This window comes from Streptomyces sp. NPDC001493, from assembly GCF_053597235.1.
The window spans coordinates 1-18,965 of the sequence record NZ_JBSFHV010000003.1 but is presented as its reverse complement, the minus strand read 5'-3'; the positions used below and the strand labels follow the sequence as shown (position 1 = coordinate 18,965).

Annotated in this window: 15 protein-coding genes; 9 read left to right on the top strand and 6 right to left on the bottom strand. The window is 74.3% G+C overall.

Features of this window, described 5'->3' with window-relative positions; translation table 11 throughout:
* Positions 1 to 10 precede the first annotated feature (10 nt).
* The 3 genes from ACWCWD_RS05250 to rsmH are packed head-to-tail and all read right to left on the bottom strand — an operon-like array spanning position 11 to position 3,633.
* Positions 11 to 1,984, bottom strand: coding sequence for a penicillin-binding transpeptidase domain-containing protein (locus ACWCWD_RS05250; protein WP_450770411.1), 1,974 nt, complete (start codon positions 1,982 to 1,984; stop codon positions 11 to 13).
* Positions 1,985 to 1,988: 4 nt separating this feature from the next.
* Positions 1,989 to 2,612: a septum formation initiator gene (locus ACWCWD_RS05245; RefSeq protein ID WP_450770410.1), complete on the bottom strand. Its 624-nt coding sequence runs from the start codon at positions 2,610 to 2,612 to the stop codon at positions 1,989 to 1,991.
* A 55-nt stretch (positions 2,613 to 2,667) separates the two neighbouring features.
* The gene (gene rsmH, locus ACWCWD_RS05240) at positions 2,668 to 3,633 is read right to left on the bottom strand and encodes a 16S rRNA (cytosine(1402)-N(4))-methyltransferase RsmH (protein WP_450770409.1); all 966 of its coding nucleotides are present in this window, start codon (positions 3,631 to 3,633) and stop codon (positions 2,668 to 2,670) included.
* Positions 3,634 to 4,214: 581 nt separating this feature from the next.
* Here rsmH and ACWCWD_RS05235 point away from each other — a divergent pair.
* The 4 genes from ACWCWD_RS05235 (at position 4,215) to ACWCWD_RS05220 (ending at position 10,001) form a co-directional block, all read left to right on the top strand.
* Positions 4,215 to 4,760 carry a beta-class carbonic anhydrase gene (locus ACWCWD_RS05235; protein WP_450770407.1) on the top strand — a complete coding sequence of 182 codons (546 nt, stop codon included), beginning with the start codon at positions 4,215 to 4,217 and terminating at the stop codon, positions 4,758 to 4,760.
* Positions 4,761 to 5,089: 329 nt separating this feature from the next.
* Positions 5,090 to 6,136 carry an AAA family ATPase gene (locus ACWCWD_RS05230; protein ID WP_450770405.1) on the top strand — a complete coding sequence of 349 codons (1,047 nt, stop codon included), beginning with the start codon at positions 5,090 to 5,092 and terminating at the stop codon, positions 6,134 to 6,136.
* Complete coding sequence (locus ACWCWD_RS05225; RefSeq protein ID WP_450770404.1) at positions 6,136 to 7,611, top strand: DUF58 domain-containing protein; 1,476 nt, start codon at positions 6,136 to 6,138, stop codon at positions 7,609 to 7,611. Before ACWCWD_RS05230 ends, ACWCWD_RS05225 begins: the two co-directional genes overlap by 1 nt.
* Positions 7,608 to 10,001 carry a transglutaminase TgpA family protein gene (locus tag ACWCWD_RS05220; protein ID WP_450770403.1) on the top strand — a complete coding sequence of 798 codons (2,394 nt, stop codon included), beginning with the start codon at positions 7,608 to 7,610 and terminating at the stop codon, positions 9,999 to 10,001. The genes ACWCWD_RS05225 and ACWCWD_RS05220 overlap by 4 nt, the downstream gene beginning before the upstream one ends.
* Positions 10,002 to 10,223: 222 nt before the next feature.
* Here ACWCWD_RS05220 and ACWCWD_RS05215 read toward each other — a convergent pair whose 3' ends face one another.
* The 3 genes from ACWCWD_RS05215 to ACWCWD_RS05205 all read right to left on the bottom strand — a co-directional run bounded on the left by ACWCWD_RS05215 (position 10,224) and on the right by ACWCWD_RS05205 (position 12,355).
* Entirely contained in the window at positions 10,224 to 10,616 is a 393-nt protein-coding gene (locus ACWCWD_RS05215; protein WP_386890618.1) for a DUF3040 domain-containing protein, read from the bottom strand.
* Positions 10,617 to 10,921: 305 nt separating this feature from the next.
* Complete coding sequence (locus tag ACWCWD_RS05210; RefSeq protein ID WP_450770401.1) at positions 10,922 to 11,680, bottom strand: class I SAM-dependent methyltransferase; 759 nt, start codon at positions 11,678 to 11,680, stop codon at positions 10,922 to 10,924.
* 147 nt (positions 11,681 to 11,827) lie between these two features.
* On the bottom strand, positions 11,828 to 12,355 hold the full coding sequence (locus tag ACWCWD_RS05205; RefSeq protein ID WP_450770399.1) for an SAV_6107 family HEPN domain-containing protein: 528 nt from the start codon (positions 12,353 to 12,355) through the stop codon (positions 11,828 to 11,830).
* A 202-nt stretch (positions 12,356 to 12,557) separates the two neighbouring features.
* Between ACWCWD_RS05205 and ACWCWD_RS05200 the strand changes: the two genes are divergently transcribed.
* From ACWCWD_RS05200 to ACWCWD_RS05180, 5 genes are all read left to right on the top strand, one after another.
* Positions 12,558 to 13,415 (top strand): ATP-binding cassette domain-containing protein, encoded by an 858-nt coding sequence (locus ACWCWD_RS05200; RefSeq protein ID WP_450770398.1) that lies wholly within the window; start codon positions 12,558 to 12,560, stop codon positions 13,413 to 13,415.
* The gene (locus ACWCWD_RS05195; protein WP_450770397.1) at positions 13,387 to 15,513 is read left to right on the top strand and encodes a YhgE/Pip family protein; all 2,127 of its coding nucleotides are present in this window, start codon (positions 13,387 to 13,389) and stop codon (positions 15,511 to 15,513) included. The genes ACWCWD_RS05200 and ACWCWD_RS05195 overlap by 29 nt, the downstream gene beginning before the upstream one ends.
* Before the next feature lie 55 nt (positions 15,514 to 15,568).
* Positions 15,569 to 16,180, top strand: coding sequence for a TetR/AcrR family transcriptional regulator (locus tag ACWCWD_RS05190; RefSeq protein ID WP_450770395.1), 612 nt, complete (start codon positions 15,569 to 15,571; stop codon positions 16,178 to 16,180).
* A 395-nt stretch (positions 16,181 to 16,575) separates the two neighbouring features.
* A complete protein-coding gene (locus ACWCWD_RS05185; RefSeq protein ID WP_450770394.1) occupies positions 16,576 to 17,193 on the top strand; it encodes a DUF4126 domain-containing protein in 618 nt (205 codons plus the stop codon).
* Positions 17,194 to 17,300: 107 nt separating this feature from the next.
* Positions 17,301 to 18,812, top strand: a complete 1,512-nt coding sequence (locus ACWCWD_RS05180) for a phytoene desaturase family protein (RefSeq protein ID WP_450770393.1) — start codon at positions 17,301 to 17,303, stop codon at positions 18,810 to 18,812.
* Positions 18,813 to 18,965 lie beyond the last annotated feature (153 nt).

The window sequence follows — 18,965 nt, the reverse complement described above, 5'->3', positions numbered from 1 at the left end:
CCCCCTCCGGTCAGGCGTCCGGCCCGAAGAAGACCGGCAGTCCGGGCGACTTGGTGCCGCTCGGCGGGGTCTGGAGGGTCTTCAGCGCGAACTCCATGACCTTCTTGTAGATCGGCCCGCAGATCTGGCCGCCGAAGTAGTTGCCCCTGGTGGGGTTCTGGATCGCGCAGTAGACGGTGATCTGCGGATCGTCGGCCGGTGCGAAGCCGGCGAAGGAGGCGGTGTAGCCGTCGTACACGCCGCGGACCGGGTCCACCCGGTTGGCGGTACCGGTCTTGCCCGCCACCCGGTAGCCGGGGATGCGCGCCTTGGTGCCGGTGCCCTCCTCGTCGCCGACGACGGACTCCAGCATGGTGGCGACCTCCTTGGCGGTCTTCTCGCTGACCACCCGGGTCTCCTCGGGCTTCTCGGCGTCCGTGTAGCGGCCGTCGGGGCCCTTGGTGCCGCGTACGAGCGTGGGGGCGATCCGTACCCCGCCGTTGGCGATGGTCGAGTAGACCGAGGCCGCCTGGACGGCGTTGAGCGAGAGTCCCTGGCCGAACGGAATCGTGTACTGCTGGGAGGTCGACCAGTCCTGGGGCTTGGCGAGGATGCCCGCCGACTCACCGGGGTAGCCGAGGCCGGTGGGGCTGCCGATGCCGAACTTGCGGAGGTAGGAGTAGAGGACCTTGTTCGCCTCGGGCTGGGTCTTCCCGAGCTGACCGGTCGCCAGGATGGTGCCGATGTTGCTGGACTTGGCGAGGACGCCGTTGAGCGTGAGGTGCCAGGTCTTGTGGTCGATGTCGTCCTTGAAGAGCCGGTCCCCGCGGTGCAGCCGGTTGGGCACGGTGACGTGCGTGAGGGGGGTGGCGGCGCCCTCCTCCAGCACGGCGGCCATGGACATGACCTTGGCGGTGGAGCCGGGCTCGTACACGTCCTGGAGCGCCGCGTTGCCCAGCGAGCCCGCTCCGACGGTGGAGAGGTCGTTCGGGTCGAAGCCCGGGGCGTTGGCCAGGGCCAGCAGCTCACCGGTCCGGGTGTTCTGCACGACGACGTACCCGCCGTCCGCCTTGGACGCCTCGACCTGCTCGCTGATGGCCCGCTGGGCGGCCCACTGGATGTCCCGGTCGATGGTGAGCTCGACGTCCGTGCCCTCGACGGCCGGGATCTCCTTGGCGCCGGCGGTCGGCACCCGGCGGCCGCCCGACTGGGCGTACCGGATCTTCCCGTCCTGGCCGGAGAGCTCCTCGTTCAGCTGGGACTCCAGGCCGCCGCCGCCCTTGCCGTCGGCGTTGACGAAGCCCAGTATCCCGGCGGCGAGATCGCCGTTCGGATAGACGCGCTTGGTCGTCGGCTCCTGGAAGACGCCCGCCAGCACGCCGGGCGCCTCCCCGCCGTCCTCGGCCGCCTTGTCCGCGAGGACCGACTTCAGGTCCTTGATCTGCTTCCAGACCTGCGGGGTCTGCCGCCGGGCGAGCACGGTGTAGCGGCTCCCGGGCTTCGAGAGCTGCGCGGTGAGGGTGGCCGCGTCCTTGCCGAGGATGGGGGCGAGGAGGGCCGCCGCCTGCTCGGGGGCGTCCGGGACCTTGCTCTCGGCCCGGGTGAACATCTTGGGGTCCGCGGTGATGTCGTACGCGTCGACGCTGGTGGCCAGGGCGATCCCGTTGCGGTCGGTGATCTCGCCGCGTTCGGCGGCGACGGTGTACTCGAGGTACCGGTTCTCCTTGGCCTTCGCCGAGTACGCGTGCGCGTCGACGGCCTGGACCTGGAGGAGCCGGGCCGCGAACACCAGCATGACGAGCGTCAGCCCGAGGCTGACCAGGCGCAGCCGGGGGCGCGGGTTGCCCAGGCGCAGGGAGCGCGGCGCGGGACGGCCCGGCCGGCCGGGCGAGGGGCGTCGTGCTTCGGGGCGGGCGGCGGGCCGGGGGCGTCCCGTACCGCCTGCGGCCCCCCGGGGGCGTGCGGGGCCGGGCACACGGCGGCGCGGCGGTTCCTTGGACGGCACTGCGTCACCTGCCGGGACTCGTCGGGGTCGTGGTCGCCGCGGTGGGCTCCGCCGGGTTCGCGGAAGCGTCCTGCGAGGAGGACGCGGCGGACGGTGCGGGGGTGGTCACGTCGGTGGGCCGGGCGCTGTCCGCGGGGCTCGCGGGCTCCTCGGACCCGGTCGCCCCGGCCGCCTGGGGGTTCCCGGCCGCCTGGGGATCTTCGTCGGGCGCGGGGCCGTCCGTCGCGGCCGGGGTGGGCGCGGGCTCCGGGTCGGGGTCCGCGGTGACCTCGGCGGGGACGCCCCGGACCGTGCCGTCCGGGTTCAGGAAGGCGGGGCTGCCGCCGGGGACCATGCCCAGTTCCCTGGCCCGCCGCTCCAGCGCGTCGGGCTGCGAGTAACCGTCCACGTCCCGCTGGAGCGCCTGCTCCTCGTCGGTGAGGTCGGTCGTCTGTCTGCGCAGTTCGCTGAGGCGGAACGAGCCCTCGTTGAGCGCGGAGTTCAGCAGCAGGAGGCTGATCAGCCCGCCGCCGAGGAGGACCACGACCAACAGCATGAAGGGGGTACGGGCCGCGTTGCTCGGCCCCGACGGCATCAGCCGGGCGAGGCGGGCGGCGCGTCCCTTCAGCGGCGCGGCCTGCCGGTTCACCGCGCCGTCTCCCGAACCCCGGTGCGGTCGCCGGGCGTACGCCCCCGTGGCGCGGTCACCGCTCGTCCTCGCGGATGCGTTCGGCGCCGCGCAGCCGGGCCGGGGCGGCCCGGCGGTTCTCGGCGACCTCTTCCTCGGTGGGCAGTTCCGCGCCCCGGGTGAGGAGCTTGAGGCGGGGCTGGTAGCGCTCGGGGACGACGGGCAGTCCGGGCGGCGCGGTGTTCGCCGCGCCGGCCGCGAACACCTGCTTGACCAGCCGGTCCTCCAGCGAGTGGTAGGAGAGCACGGCGATCCGGCCGCCGACCGCGAGGGAGGCGACCGCGGCGGGGATGGCGCTCTCCAGGACGGTGAGCTCGCCGTTCACCTCGATGCGCAGCGCCTGGAAGGTGCGCTTGGCCGGGTTGCCGCCGGTGCGCTTGGCGGCCTGCGGCAGGGAGTCACGGATCAGTTCGACCAGGCGGGCACTGTTGGTGAACGGTTCCTTCTCGCGCTCGCGCACGATGGCCGAGACGATCCGCTTGGCCTGCTTCTCCTCGCCGTACGCGCGCAGGATGCGGACCAGTTCGCCCGGCGGGTAGGTGTTGAGCACCTCCGCCGCGCCGATGCCGGTCGTCTGGTCCATGCGCATGTCGAGCGGCGCGTCCTGGGCGTAGGCGAATCCCCGGTCGGCCTCGTCCAGCTGCATGGAGGAGACGCCGAGGTCGAAGAGGACGCCCTGGACCTTGGGGATGCCGAGCCGGTCCAGCACCTCGGGCAGTTCGTCGTAGACCGCGTGCACCAGGGTGGCGCGGTCGCCGTACGGGGCGAGGCGCTCGCCGGAGAGCCGGAGCGCCTCCTTGTCCCGGTCGAGGGCGACCAGCCGCACCTCGGGGAAGGCGGTGAGCAGGGCCTCGCTGTGTCCGCCGAGGCCGAGGGTGCAGTCGACGACCACCGGTGGGGTGCCGCCCGCCCGCTCCAGAGCCGGGGCCAACAGGTCCAGGCATCGCTGGAGCATCACCGGGACGTGTCGGGTCTGGCTCAATGCGCCCTCTCAGGCTCAGGTCCGTGAGGCGGCACGTGCGGCCTGGTCCCCGCCCGCTCAGAAGGGGAGGCCTGCCGGCGCCGGGGAAGGGGCGCCGGCCTGCCATGAGCGGGAGAGGGCCGGGCCGCACGTTCGCCGCACATCACGGGGACATCGGAAATGCGGAGAATGACGGAGGTGGAGAAATGTATGGAGTTGTACGGACTTCCGCGGCGCATTGCCAAAACTGCCGCGCGTACCGCTGAAAACCGCCGGGACCACCGAGGACCACGGGTGCCACCGGAACCGCAGAAGTCGCGGAAGGCTCCGGAACATGCAGCGGAAACAAGTGGAGCGGCGGAACGGAACCGGCCTCGCGGCCGGGTCGGTAACTTCGCGTCACTTTAGTCCACCCTGCCATTCGATCGATTCCGGATCAACGAACCGCTCAGCGCGTCGCCCCGCTCCGGTGGCCCCCGGTCCTCACCCGGACGGGTGAGCCCGGGCGAGTCCTGTGGGTTAGCTCACAACAAGCCTCGTTGACGTTCTTTGTCCTTTTCCCCGAGCCGCTCCGAGCAGGCCGGGCGGCTAACGTCGTAGCCATGTCGACTTCTGCTCAGTCTCCTTCCGCCACCCCCGCCACCCCGGGCGACTCCGTCACGGACCGCCTGGTGGCGGCGAACGCCACGTACGCGAGCGCGTTCACGGACCCGGGCATGGACGCCCGCCCGGTCCAGAAGGTGGCCGTGGTCGCCTGCATGGACGCCCGCATCGACCTGCACGCCGCGCTGGGCCTGGAGCTCGGCGACTGCCACACCATCCGCAACGCGGGCGGCGTGGTCACCGACGACGTGATCCGGTCGCTCACCATCAGCCAGCGGGCGCTGGGCACCCGCAGCGTCATACTCATCCACCACACCACCTGCGGTCTCGAATCGCTGACCGAGGGCTTCCGCCACGAGCTGGAGCTGGAGGTCGGTCAGCGGCCGGTGTGGGCGGTGGAGTCCTTCTCCGACGTCGACCAGGACGTGCGCCAGTCGATCCAGCGGGTCCGCACCTCGCCGTTCCTCCTGCACACGGACGACGTCCGGGGCTTCGTCTTCGACGTCAAGACCGGTCTGCTGCGCGAGATCTCCCCGGCCTCCTGAACCCCCTCGCTCCCCGGCGACCCCGCGCACTACGCCGCGGGGTCGCCATTTCTGTCACGGGGCCACCTCCGGCCCCCCTTTCACCAGCCCCTTGATCGACCCTCCACACGGGCCGCCCCGCCCTTTTTTCGCCTCGAACCGGCATCCGAATATCGACAACACCCGACATATCGGCCCGGGTTGGCCGGAGGCGAGTGACACGAAGCGGTAACGGCAACAAGAATGCGGTGGGTGACGCACTCCGGGGCTTCCGGAGGGGCGTCCGCAATCGGGGTGGGCCAGGCCGTTCGGCGGTGCGGGCCCGTGCGTGAAGGGCCGAGGAGGACCGGGTGACCACCTATGACGAGCGAACGAACCTCACTGATCTGACCGCCACGACGGAGCGGGTGCGCGGGTCGGTGGAGCGCGTGATCGAGGGCAAGCCCGAGGTCGTGCGGATCGCGCTGACCGTGCTGCTCGCCGAGGGCCACCTGCTGATCGAGGACGTGCCCGGAGTCGGCAAGACCATGCTGGCCAAGGCGCTGGCCCGGTCCATCGACTGCTCGGTGCGCCGCATCCAGTTCACCCCGGACCTGCTGCCCTCGGACATCACCGGGGTGTCCGTCTTCGACCAGCAGCGCAAGGACTTCGAGTTCAAGCCGGGCGCCATCTTCGCCCAGATCGTGATCGGCGACGAGATCAACCGCGCGTCGCCCAAGACGCAGTCCGCCCTCCTCGAATCGATGGAGGAGCGGCAGGTCACGACCGACGGGCAGACCTACGCGCTGCCCGACCCCTTCATGGTCGTCGCGACCCAGAACCCGGTCGAGATGGAGGGCACCTACCCGCTGCCGGAGGCCCAGCGCGACCGGTTCATGGCCCGGGTGTCGATGGGCTATCCCAGCCTCGACGCCGAGCTGCGGATGCTCGACGTGCACGGCGGGGTCCCGCCGCTGGACGACCTCCAGCCGGTGGCCCACGCCCACGACATCGTGAAGCTGATCGACGCGGTCCGCTCGGTGCACGTGGCCGAGTCCGTGCGGCGGTACACCGTCGAGCTGGTCCAGGCCACCCGCAGCCACCCCGACCTGCGGCTCGGCGCCTCGCCCCGGGCCAGCCTCCACCTGCTGCGCGCGGCGAAGGCCGCGGCGGCGCTCGGCGGACGGGACTACGCCCTGCCGGACGACGTCCAGGCGCTCGCGGTGCCGGTGCTCGCCCACCGTCTGCTGCCCACCGCGCAGGCCCAGCTGAACCGCCGCACGGCGGAGCAGGTGGTGGCGGAGATCCTGCAGCGCACGCCCGTACCCACCTCGCCGGACGACCGGACCGCCGACCGGCGCGTACCCCCGTACCCGCAGGGCGGTCCGGCGTACGCGCCCGGCACGCGGCGGCCGTGATGGCGGACGCGCACCGGGGGCCGGGCCCCCGAGGCGGCGCGGCCGGCGACGAGGCCGACGGTGGCAGAGGCACCCTGCGGGCGGCCCTGGGCGGGCTGACCACCCGGGGGCGCTCCTTCCTGGCCGCCGGCATCGCCGCCGCGGTCTGCGCCTACGTACTGGGCCAGGCCGACCTGCTCCGGGTCGGCCTGCTGCTCGCCGTGCTGCCGCTCGTCTGCGTCGCCGCGCTCCATCGCACCCGCTACCGGGTCGTCGGCACGCGGCGGCTGTCGCCCTCGCGGGTGCCCGCGGGTTCGGAGGCGCGGGTGCACCTGCGGGTGGACAACGCCTCCCGCCTTCCCTCCGGGCTGCTGATGCTGCAGGACCGCGTTCCGTACGTGCTCGGGCCGAGGCCCCGCTTCGTGCTGGACCGGGTGGAGCCGGGCGGGCGGCGGGAGGTCTCCTACCGGGTCCGCTCGGACCTGCGCGGCCGGTACCCGCTGGGGCCGCTGCAGATGCGGCTCGCCGACCCGTTCGGGATGTGCGAGCTGACCCGCTCCTTCAGCGCCCACGACACCCTGGTGGTGATCCCCCGCACCCAGGCGCTCCCCCCGCTCCGGCTCACCGGGGCGGCCTCCGGCTACGGCGACGGGCGCCAGCGCTCGCTCGCCCAGGCGGGCGAGGACGACGTACTGCCGCGGGGTTACCGGCACGGCGACGACCTGCGCCGGGTCCACTGGCGTTCCACCGCCCGCTACGGCGAGCTGATGGTGCGCCGGGAGGAGCAGCCCCAGCGGGCACGGGCCTCGGTGCTGCTGGACACCCGGCGGTCCGCCTTCCGGGGCTCCGGGCCGGAGTCGGCGTTCGAGTGGGCGGTGGCCGCGGCGGCCTCCGCGCTGGCGCACCTGGTGGAGCGGGGCTTCGCGGTGCGGCTGCTGACGGACGAGGGCGGTGCGATGCCCGGTGACGGCGGCGACGGCTTCTCCGGTTCGTCCAGGACGTCCGGCTCTTCCGGTGCCTTCGGTTCCTTTGGTTCCTCCGGTGTCTCAGGTGCCTTCGGTTCCTCCGGTTCCGAGCACGCGTCCGCCGAGGCGGCCGGACTGATGCTGGACACGCTCGCGGTCGTCGAGCACTCCGACGCGGGCGGCCTGGACGGTGCGCACGAGGTGCTGCGCGGCGGCCACGAGGGCCTGCTGCTCGCGTTCCTGGGCGATCTGGACGAGGAACAGGTGGCGGTCGCGGCGGCCATGCGGCGGCGCAGCGGCGCGGCCGTCGCGTTCGTACTGGACGGCGAGACGTGGGCGCCGGGCGCGGGTCCGACGCCGGCGACCCCGTTCGCGGAGCGGCTGCGGCGGCTGCGCGAAGCGGGCTGGACCGCGGTTCCGGTGCCGCCCGGGGCGGACCTCGCCCAGGTGTGGCAGCGGGCCGGGCAGCCCGGTGACACCCAGCCCGCCGGTGGCGGCGCTGCGACAGGTTTCTCCGGAGGATGGTCATGAGCGGTCCCGTCCGGCTCGCCCTGTGCGCCTACGCGGCGACGCTGCTGGCGGCGGGGGCGCTGCTGCCCCTGGTGGACCCCTGGACATGGATCTTCGAGGCCGCGCTGCTGCTCGCCGTGCAGAGTACGGCGGGGGCGCTGGCACGGCGGTTCGTGCCGGCGCGCGCGGTGGCCGTCGGGATACAGGTGCTGGTCGCGCTGGTGCTCCTGACGGCGGCGTTCGCCGGTGACAGGGCGCTGTTCGGGGTGCTGCCCGGCCCGGGGGCCGTCCAGTGGCTGGGCGACCTGCTGACGGCGGGCACGGACGACGTCGGCCGGTACGCGCCCCCCGCACCCATGACGGACGGCATCAAGCTGCTGCTGGTCGGCGGGGTCCTGCTGATCGGGCTGCTGGTCGACGTGCTGGCGGTGACGCTGCGCGCCGCCGCACCGGCCGGGCTCCCGCTGCTCGCGCTCTACTCGGTGGCGGGCGGGCTCTCCGACGGCGGTGCGAGCCGGCTGTGGTTCGTGCTGGCGGCCTCGGGCTATCTGCTGCTCCTGCTGGCCGAGGGCCGGGACCGTACCGCCCAGTGGGGGCGGCTCTTCGCCGGCCCGGCGCGCGGCGGGCCGCCGTCCGGGGCCCGGGTGAAGTCCCCGGTGCGCACCGGGCGCCGGATCGGTGTGCTGGCGCTGGGCGTCGCGCTGGTGGTTCCGGCCGCGCTGCCGGCGCTCGGCGGAGGTCTGCTGGACGGCCTGGGCACCGGCAACGGGCGGGGTGGCGGCGGGGGCACGATCTCGGCGGTGAACCCGCTGGTCTCCCTCCAGGACAACCTCAACCAGTCGGAGAACAGGGAGGTGCTGAGCTACCGCTCCGAGGACGGCGCCGCGCAGGGCTCCTATCTGCGCATCCTCTCCCTCGACCGGTTCACCGGGAGCGAGTGGCTGCCGTCCAAACGGGCGCTGCGGGACGTACCGGACCGGCTCCCGCAGCCGACGGGCCTCGGGCAGGACGTCCTCGCCACCGAGGTCACCACCCGGATCACCGCGTCCGACGACTACCGGCAGGACTATCTGCCGATGCCGTATCCGGCGACCAGCGTCAGCGTCGACGGCCGCTGGCGGTACGAGCCCGTGGGGCGCACCCTCATCGGCGACGGCGGCCAGACGACGCGCGGAGCGCGGTACCGGGTCAGCAGCCTGGTGGTGGAGCCGACGGCGGCGCAGCTCGCATCGGCCGGGCTGCCGCCGGAGGACCTGACCCTGGAGTACACCGAGGTGCCGGCGTCCCTGCCGGACGTGGTGGCGGAGACCGCCGCGCAGGTCACGCGGGGCTCGGCCAACCACTACGAGCAGGCCGTGGCGCTGCAGGACTGGTTCGCGCAGAACGGCGGCTTCACGTACGACACCTCGGTGAACTCGGGCACCGGGACGGCGGCGATCGCACGGTTCCTCAAGGACAAGCGCGGCTTCTGCGTGCACTTCTCGTTCGCCATGGCGGCGATGGCCCGGACGCTGGGCATCCCGGCCCGGGTCGCGGTGGGCTTCACGCCGGGGACGACGCAGGCGGACGGGTCGGTCTCGGTCGGGCTGCGGGACGCGCACGCCTGGCCGGAGCTGTACTTCGAGGGTGTGGGGTGGACGCGCTTCGAGCCGACCCCCACGCGGGGCTCGGTGCCCTCCTACACGGTGCCCCAGGCGCCCACCGGGTCCACCGACACGTCGGCCGCTCCGACCGCTTCGGTCTCGGCGCAGCCCTCGGCCGCCCCGTCCGCCTCGGAGAGCTGCTCGGCGCTGATGCGCAAGGAGGGTGCCTGCGGGCCCTCGGCGGCTCCGGTCGCCGCGGACACGGCCGGGCCGGGGTTCCCGCTCGGCACGGTGGCCCTGGTGGCGCTCGGCGTGGTGCTGGTCGTGCTGGTCCCGCTGTCGCCGCTGCTGTGGCGGACCCGGCAGCGGCGTCGCCGGCTGTACGGGTCGGGCGGGCGGACGCCCGCGGACGCGGCGGCGAGAACGCTGGCGGTCTGGCGGGAGATCACGGATACGGCCTGGGACCACGGGATCGTCCCGGACGAGGCGCTGACCCCGCGCCGGGCCGCCGACCGCGTCGTGCGGCTGGGCGGTCTTGAGGGTGAGGCGGCGGCGGCCCTGCACCGGGTGGCGGGCGCCGTGGAGCAGGTCCTGTACGCGCCCCGGGCGCAGCAGCCGGCCCGGCTCTTCGAGGACGCGGCGCTGGTACGGGCCGGGCTGGCCGGCCGCGCGGGCCGGCTCGCCCGGCTCCGGGCGGCGCTCGCTCCCCGCTCGGCCGTCCGGGTGGTGTGGGCGGTGTCGGAACGCCGGACGGCGCTGGCGGGACGGTTCGGCGAGCGGGTGGCGGCGGCCGGCCGCTCCCTCCGCCCGTCCCGTTCCCGGGGCTGATCCCGGGAAGCCCGGGCGGGCCGTGCACCCTCGGGGGCACGGCCCGCCCCCCTCTGTGCGGAACGGGCTCGGGGGACGGGCTCACGGACCGGAACGGCCCCGGGCGCACATGACGGAGGGGCGGAACGCGTCGTGCGCGTTCCGCCCCTCCGTCGTACGTTCTTACGTCGTACCGGCCCTACGTCGTACCGGCCCCGCCCGGCCCACCGGACGGGGGAAGACTCACTGGCCCTGTTCGTCGCGGCGGCGCTGCCACCGTTGCTCGATGCGGTTCATCACGGACCGGCGCTGCCTGGGCCCACGCCCGGCGGCCGGGGCGCCGCGCTGCGGCTGTTCTCCGGGCTTGGGCGCCCTGCGCCAGCCGGTGACCGCGAGAACGGCGCAACCGAGCATGACGAGGAACCCGACCACACTGATCCAGATCTGCTGGGCGACCATTCCGGCCATGAGGAGCGCGATACCCACCAGAAACCCAGCGACCGCCTGGTAGACCCGTCGCCGGGTGTACGTACGCAGCCCGCTTCCCTCAAGCGCTGTCGCGAACTTGGGATCTTCGGCGTACAGCGCTCGCTCCATCTGCTCGAGCATGCGCTGCTCGTGCTCCGAGAGCGGCACGGAGTCCTCCTCGTCGTCGGCCGCGGGGGCGACCGGTAAGCGGCCCTTCCAGGATAGGCAGGGATTCGCCCCCGGGAAACCCGCGCCCACCAGCCAGCAGCCAGTCCGTACCGCCATGTCGGTTCGGCCCTTGAGGCGTTGATTCCCCGACGGCCGATCCGTCATGCCGGATCCTGTCACCCGATCATACGGGGCCCGGGCCCGGATCGGGGGCCCGGAGCGGGAGGGGATGCACCGGGTGCGCCCGCCTTCGCGGTGCCGGTCGGCCGCTCCCCCGTCACCCGGTGTTCCACGGCGGGCCGCCGTCAGGCCCGGCGCTCGCCCAGGACGTGCAGCTGGGTGGCGACCGAGTGGAAGGCCGGCAGCTCGGCGGCGGCCGCCTCCAGCTTCAGCAGGGCCTCCATCGCACCCGGCTCGGTGTCCACCAGTACGCCGGGGACCAGGTCGGCGAAGACCCGCACACCGTGCACCGAGGCGACGTCGAGCCCCGCGTCGCGGATCAGGCCGGAGAGCTGGTCGGCGGTGAACCTGCGGGGCACCGGGTCGGCGTCCCCCCAGCGGCCCGCCGGGTCGGTGAGCGCCCGGCGGGCCTCCACGAAGTGACCGGCGAGGGCGCGGGCCAGCACGGCGCCGCCCGAACCCGCGGTGAGCAGGCTGAGCGCGCCGGACGCGCGGAGCGCCCCGACCGCGTTCCGTACGCCTTCGGCCGGGTCGTCCACGTACTCCAGGACGCCGTGGCAGAGCACCGCGTCGAAGGTGCCGCGCTCCACCACGTCGAACAGCCCGAGGATGTCGCCCTGGACCCCGCGGACCCGGTCGGCGACGCCCGCCTCGTCGGCCCGGCGCATCAGCGCGAAGAGGGCGTCGGGGCTGGGGTCGACGACGGTGACGCGGTGGCCCAGCCGGGCGGCGGGCACGGCGAAGTTGCCGGTGCCGCCTCCGGTGTCCAGAACTTCCAGGGTGTCGCTGCCGGTCGCCTTCACCTGGCGGTCGAGGGCGCCTTTGAGGACCTCCCAGACCACGGCGGTACGGAGAGAGGCGCGGGGGCGCGGCTGGTCCGACACGGCAGATGACTCCTCGGCGCGATGCCGCTGCGGGCGGCGGAGCGTGAACGGTGCAGGTGGTGCGGGTGCGCTCCTACCCTATTGCCTCCCGCTTCCCACCTCCCCCTCCCGCTCCGCCGCCCCGCGCACCGTCCGCCGGGAGCGCCGTCACCCCGCGCCGGGGCGGCCCCTCCTCGGCTGCGGGAGGGCGGGGTGGAGGCTGAGCAGCCGCTCCACCAGCCGCAGGAACATCGCCACGTCGCGCAGCAGGTCGTCGGCGTCGCGCCGGCTCGCCGCGCCGGGGAGCCCCGCCTCGGCACGGGCCCGGCGCCCTGCCCCGGAGGCGAAGAGGGCGCTCCATTCGGTGAGCTCCGGCGCTATCTCCGGGAGCACCTCCCACGCGCTGCGGATGCGCTCGCGCCGGCGCTTGTCCGCCTCGGGGCGGCCGCGGGCGGCGAGTACGGCCGCGGCGGCGCGCAGGGCGGCGAGATGCGCGGTGGCGTACCGCTCGTTGGGGACGTCGAGGACGGCGGCCTCGGTCAGGCCGGCGTGGGCCTTGGCGAGGAGGTCGAGGGCGGCAGGCGGGGCCCCGGTGCGGCGCGACACGGGGTGGACGTCGTCGGGCGGACCGGTGGGTGAGGGGGCAGGGCTGCCTGCGCGGCGCCCCGGGGCGGCAGCTGCGGACGAGCTGGCCATGACGATCCTCCTGTCGTCTGTGACGGCTCGGTGGCCGTATGTGTCCATGGTGGCGGGTACCACTGACAATGCGGTTCAAGCCCCCGTTGACCTGGTCTTTTGCTTCCGGCGTGCGTTCCGGCTACGTTTTTGCACTGACCAGTCAGTTCAAAAAACGGTGCCGGGCCGTGCGGAACGCCGGGCAGTGCGAAGAGGGGGAGCGATGGCAGACGAAGAGCCGGCGGGCACGCCGCGTGGCGCCGCCGTGGAGGTGCGGGGCCTCGGACTGCGGGGTCCGCGCGGGTGGGCGTTCCGGGGTGTGGAGTTCGACGCCGCGCCCGGCACCCTCACCGCCCTGGCCGGCCCCTCGGGCTCGGGCCGGACCTCGCTGCTGCTGGCGCTCACCGGCCGGATGCGGACGACGGAGGGCCGGGCGAGCACCGGGGGTTACCCGCTCCCGGGCAGGCTCTCGGCGGTCCGCCGGATCACCGCCCTCGGACCGGTCCCCGGCGTCAGCGAGCTCGAAGGGGCCCTGACCGTCGCCGAACATCTGCGGGAGCGCGCCCTGCTCCGGAGCCGGTACACCGGCCCCGTCCGGGCGCTGTTCCGTCCGCGCCGGGAGCGTGCGGCATCGGGCGAGCGGGTCGCGGAGGTGGTGGAGGCCGCCGGACTCGACCTCACCGCCCTGCCGAAGGCCGGGCGGACACAGGCCCGGGACCTGGGACGGCTGGACGCCCTGCGGCTCTCCGTGGCCCTCGCCCTGCTGGACGAGCCCCGGCTGCTCGCGGTCGACGACACCGACCTCGGGCTCGACGCGGCGGGCCGGGAGGCGGCGTGGGAGCTGCTGCGCACCGTCGCCGCCCGGGGCACGACCGTGCTCGCGGTGTGCGCCGAGGCCCCCGAGGGCGTACCGGCCGTACGCACCGGGCCGACGACGGGCACGGCAGCCGGGGGCCCCACCACCGGCCCGGGCGCCGGCACCACCACCGACGAGGGCACCACCGCCGAGGGCACCACCGACGAGGGCACCACCGACGAGAAGGAGGCCGGCGATGCGCGCGACGGGTCTGGCCGGGCTTGAGCTGAAGCGCTTCGGCAGGGGGAAGCTGCCGCGCGCCGCGCTCGCCGCCCTCCTGCTGCTGCCCCTGCTGTACGGAGCCCTCTACCTCTGGTCCTTCTGGGACCCGTACGGGCATCTGGACCGGATTCCCGTCGCCCTGGTCGACGAGGACGAGGGAGCGACGGTCCCGGACGCAGGCGGCAAGGCGGACCCGCGCGGCGAGGCGGCCGGGGACCGGCTCGCCGTCGGCGACGAGCTCACCGCGAAGCTGCTGGACTCCAAGACCTTCGAGTGGCACCGGGTGGACGCCGCCGAGGCCCGGCGGGGCGTCGAGAACGGTACGTACTATCTCTCGCTCACCCTGCCCGCCGACCTCAGCCGGCGGATCGCGTCGAGTGGCGGCGACTCCCCCGGGACGGGTGCGCTCCAGGTGCGCACCAACGACGCCAACAACTACATCGTCGGCCAGATCTCCAGGACGGTGTTCTCCGAGATCCGCGCCGCGGCCTCGGCCGAGGCCTCCCGCGGCTTCCTCGACCGGATCTTCATCGGCTTCTCGGACATCCACGACGCGACGGCGAAGGCCGCCGCCGGAGCGGACGACCTGCACAGCGGCATCACGACGGCCGAGCAGGGGTCGAAGGACCTCGCCGAGGGGCTCAAGGAGAGCAAGTCCGGCAGCGAACGGCTCTCCGACGGCATCACCGCGCTCGACCGGGGCTCCGCCGATCTGCGGACCGGCTCGCGGCAGGTCGCGGACGGCACCCAGCTCCTCGCCGACCAGGTCGGCCGGATCGCGGACGGCATCCGGCCGTTCCTCGATGACGACGGCAAGTCCATCGGCGACACCGCCCGGCTGGTCGCCGACGCCTCGCGGACCGTGCGGGAGAACCTCGGTGAGCTGGTGAAGGCCGCGCCCGTCGCGGCCGCCGCCGCGCACACCGCCTCCGACGACCTCGCCGCCGTCCACGCGCAGCGGTGCGAGGACACGCCGCTGCCGGATCCGGCCGTCTGCGACCCGCTGGCGAAGGCGGTGACGGCGGCGGCCGGCGTCGCCGCCGTCGCCGACGACGTCAGCGCCCTGGTGAAGGACGAGGACGGCGATCTCGCCGTGCTGCGCGACCGGCTGACGGTCCTGCAGCAGCGGGCGGAGGACCTCGCGGAGCACGCGCCGACGCTCGACGACGACCTGGAGTCGGCCGTGGCGAAGGTCGACGCCCTGAACGCGGGCGCGCAGCAGGTCGCCGAGGGCGCCGGAACCCTGCACTCCGGGCTGTCCACGGCGAAGTCCGGGGCCTTGGCGCTGGACACCGGTGTCGGCGAGCTGAAGACGGGCGCCCTGGGCCTGGACAGCGGGCTGCACCGCCTGAGCGACGGGTCCACCACGCTGGCGGACGGGCTGAACGACGGCGTCGGCGAGATCCCGGACTACGACGAGGAGGACCGCGACGCGCGGACCGCGGTCATGGCCGACCCGGTCCGCCTCGCCTCCTCGTCGCTGCACTCGGCCCCGAACTACGGCACCGGCTTCGCCCCGTACTTCATCCCGCTCTCCCTCTGGGTCGGCGCGATGGTGGCGTACATGCTGATGCAGCCGCTGAACCGGCGGGCCCTCGCGGCCGGTGCCTCCGCCCGCCGGACCGCGTTCGCCGGCTGGCTGCCGGTGGCCGCGACCGGGCTGGTGCAGGTCGCCGCGCTGATGTCCGTACTCCACTGGGGGCTGGGCCTGGAGATGGCGCACCCGGTGGCCACGGTCGGCTTCCTCGCCCTGGTGACCTGCTGCTTCGCGGCGATCGTGCAGTGGCTGAACGCCCGGTTCGGAGCGGCGGGACGGATCCTGGTGCTGGCGCTGCTGATGCTCCAGCTGACCTCGGCCGGCGGTACCTACCCCGTCCGGACCAGCCCCGGCTTCTTCCAGGCGGTCCACCCGTGGCTGCCGATGAGCTGGGTCGTCGAAGCGCTGCGCCGGCTGATCACCGGCGGCGGGTCCGGGCCCGTCTGGCAGGGCTGCGCTGTCCTGGCGGCCTTCACGGCGGGAGCCCTCGCGCTGACCGCCGTCGCCGCCCGGCGCAGGCAGGTGTGGACCCTGGAGCGGCTGCACCCGGAGCTGAGTCTGTGAGCGGGCTCGGGGCGAACGGGCTCGGAGCACCGGCGGACCTGTGAGAATCGACCCCATGGAAAGCAGTGGCACCACGCGCCGCCAGGCGACCCGGCAGAAGCTCTACGAGGCGGCCGTGACCCTCATCGCCGAGAAGGGTTTCTCGGCGACCACGGTGGACGAGATCGCCGAGCGGGCCGGCGTGGCCAAGGGCACGGTGTACTACAACTTCAAGAGCAAGACCGAGCTCTTCGAGGAGCTGCTGCGGCACGGCGTCGGCCTGCTGACGGCGGCGCTGCGGTCGGCGGCCGAGGAGACCGCCGCGAGCGGCGGGACCCGGGTGGCCGCGCTGGACGCGATGATCCGGGCCGGGCTGGCCTTCATCGACCGCTACCCGGCCTTCACCCAGCTGTACGTGGCCGAGCTCTGGCGCACCAACCGGGCCTGGCAGTCGACCCTCCTGGTGGTGCGCCAGGAGGCGGTCGCCGTGGTGGAGGACGAGCTGCGGGCGGGGGTGGAGAACGGCGAGCTGAGCTCGGAGATCGACATCCCGCTGACCGCCGCCGCGCTGGTCGGGATGGTGCTGGTGGCGGCTCTGGACTGGCAGGCGTTCCAGCCCGAGCGGTCGCTCGACGAGGTCCACTCGGCGCTGTCGCTGCTGCTGCACGGCCGGGTCAGCGGTCGCTGACGGACCGGCACCAGCACGGCGACCGGTGTGGAAAGACCGCCGGTCCGGTGGAGCCGCCGCCACGGAAAAAGACGCCGGTCCGGTGGAGTTCGATCCCCCTCGAACTCCGCCGGACCGGCGTCCCGCGTACTGCCGGAGGAGCCGTCCCCCGTGGCCCCGATCCCCCGTGGCCCCTGGCTCCTCCGTCGTGCGCCCCCGTTGCGTCGGAGGCACGGACCGTCCGCCGCCCCGTGCCGGCGGTCCGGGCACCGTGCCCCTTCCGTGCCCCCACTCTTCCGTCCGGGCGGGTGGCGGCCCATCCGCGCAGCTACTCATCCGCGGCACTGGGTACGCGTACTCAGGTCTGGGTGCGGGAGCCCATCCACCGACGCCGCGGGCTGACTACGATCGCCTCCGTGTCCGTACTCCCCTTGGTCTTCACCAGTGGCTGGGCGAGCGGGATCAACGCCTACGCGGTGGTCCTGCTCCTCGGCGTCTTCGGCGCGACCGGCCTCTCCGACGAGGTCCCCGCGTCCCTCCAGCGCACCGACGTGCTCGTGGTGGCCGCGCTGCTCTTCCTCCTGGAGGCGGTGGCGGACAAGATCCCGTACCTGGACACCGCCTGGGACACGGTGCACACGGTGGTCAGGCCGGCCTCCGGGGCGGTCGTCGCCGCGCTGCTCGCGGGCGACTCGGGTTCGCTGCCCGAGCTGGCGGCGGGGGCGCTCGGCGGTTCGACGGCGCTGGTGAGCCACCTCGTCAAAGCCGGTACGCGGATGGCGGTCAACTCCTCCCCCGAGCCGTTCTCCAACGTCGTCGTCAGCACGGCGGAGGACCTGGGCGTGGCCGGGATCATCACCTTCGCGATATTCCATCCGGTGGCGGCGGCCTCGGTCGCGGCGGTGCTGCTGGTGCTCGGCCTGCTGGCGCTCTACCTGCTCGCCTCCCGCATCCGCCGCTTCCGCCTCCGCCGGGCGCAGCGGCGCCAGGAGCGGGCGGTGGCCGGGGCCGGACGGCACTGGCCGTACGGCTGAGGGTCCCGAGGCCCGGGGGCCGTCCGGCCGACGGCCCGGGAGTGACGGCCTTCCGGCCCGCAGGGGGCGGGATCCCGCCCCCGGAAGGGGTCGATAAAGTCACCGGCATGGCACGAATTGCGGTGATCGGCGCCGGGACGGGCGCCATGGCGGCGGCTGCCCGGCTCGCGGTGGCAGGCCACCGGGTGACGGTGTACGAGCGGTCGGAGACGTACGGCGGCTCCCTGGGACGGCACGAGCGGGACGGCTTCGTCTTCGACACAGGTCCGGCGCTGCTCCATCTGCCGGCCGTGCAGCGCGACCTCTTCGTCAAGACCGGCAAGGAGTCCCTGGAGCAGCGCGTGACGCTGACCCAGGTCGATCCGGCGAGCCATCACGTCTTCGCGGACGGCACCCGGGTCTCGCTGCCCAACGCCTCCCGGGCCGGGGTGGTCGCCGCCCTGGAGGGGGCGCTCGGCGGGGGCGCGGGGGCCCGGTGGGGAGAGTTCCTCGACCGGGCCCGGGACGCCTGGGACCGCTCGCGCCGGCCGCTGCTGGAGGAGCCGCTGCGGCCGGACTGGCAGGTGCTCGGCCGTGACCCGTACCCGGCCGTGCGGACCCGCCGGCTGCTGCGCGGCGCGCGGCAGGCCTCCACCCTGGCCGAGGTCGGCGCGTGGGAGCTGGCCGATCCCCGGCTGGCCGCGCTGCTGGACGGATACGCCCTGGCGTACGGTCTCGACCCGCGCGAGGCCCCGGCGGGCGCCGCGCTGCTGCCGTACATGGAGGAGACCTTCGGCACCTGGTACGTGGCGGGCGGGATGCGGGCGCTGGCCGACGCGCTGTACGAGCGGTGCCTGGCGCGGCGGGTGGAGTTCGTGTTCGGCGCGGAGGTGGTCCGCGTCGTGGAGAAGGACGGCCGGGCGGCCGGGGTGGAGCTGGCGGACGGTACGCCGGCCGAGGCCGACCACGTGGTGCTGGGCGTACGGCCCCGGCCCGGTCTGGTGCCGGGGGCGTCGGCCGAGGGGGACGTACCGGTGCGGCCGCACCCCGGGGCGGGTCCGCTGCCGGGCCGCTTCGTGGTGATGCTCTCGCTGCGCGGCGGCCGGGACACCGGGGCCCCGCACCGGACGGTGGTACACGCCCCGGACGGTGCGGCGGAGCAGGCGGCGCTCTTCGGGGGGCGGCTCGCCGAGGTGCCCACGGTCACCGTGCTGCGGCCGGACGACCCGGCGACCCGGCCGGACGAGGACCACGAGGCGGTGACGCTGGTGGCCACGGTCGCCCCGCACGGCCCGGTGGACTGGACGGACCCGGTCCTGCGCGAGCGGTACACCGCGACGGTGGTCGCCGCCGCGGGGAAGGCGGTCCCGGGCCTGCGCGAGCGGGTCCTCGACACCGAGGTGCGCACCCCCGCCGAGACGGAGGCGCAGACGGGCGCGCCCGGCGGTTCGGTGCCGCCGCCCGCGCTGGCCGGGGCGGCGGGTGCCCTGCTGCACGCGGCCAACCGCACCCGGCTGCCGGGGCTCTACCTGGCGGGCGGCTGGTCGCACCCGGGCGGCGGCCTGGCGCACGCGGGGATGTCGGGCGCCCTGGTCGCCGGGCTGATCGTGGAGGGCGACGGTTTCCAGGGCTCGCGGTGAGCCGTCAGACCACCTGAGCCCTGACACGACGACAGCGGCGCGCCCCCTCCCGGGAGGGGGCCAGGGAAAGGAAACGAGCACTCATGGCCAACACCGAAACCGCGCTCAAGGAAGCGATGACGTCCATCGAGGGATCCCTCGGTGTCGCTCTCG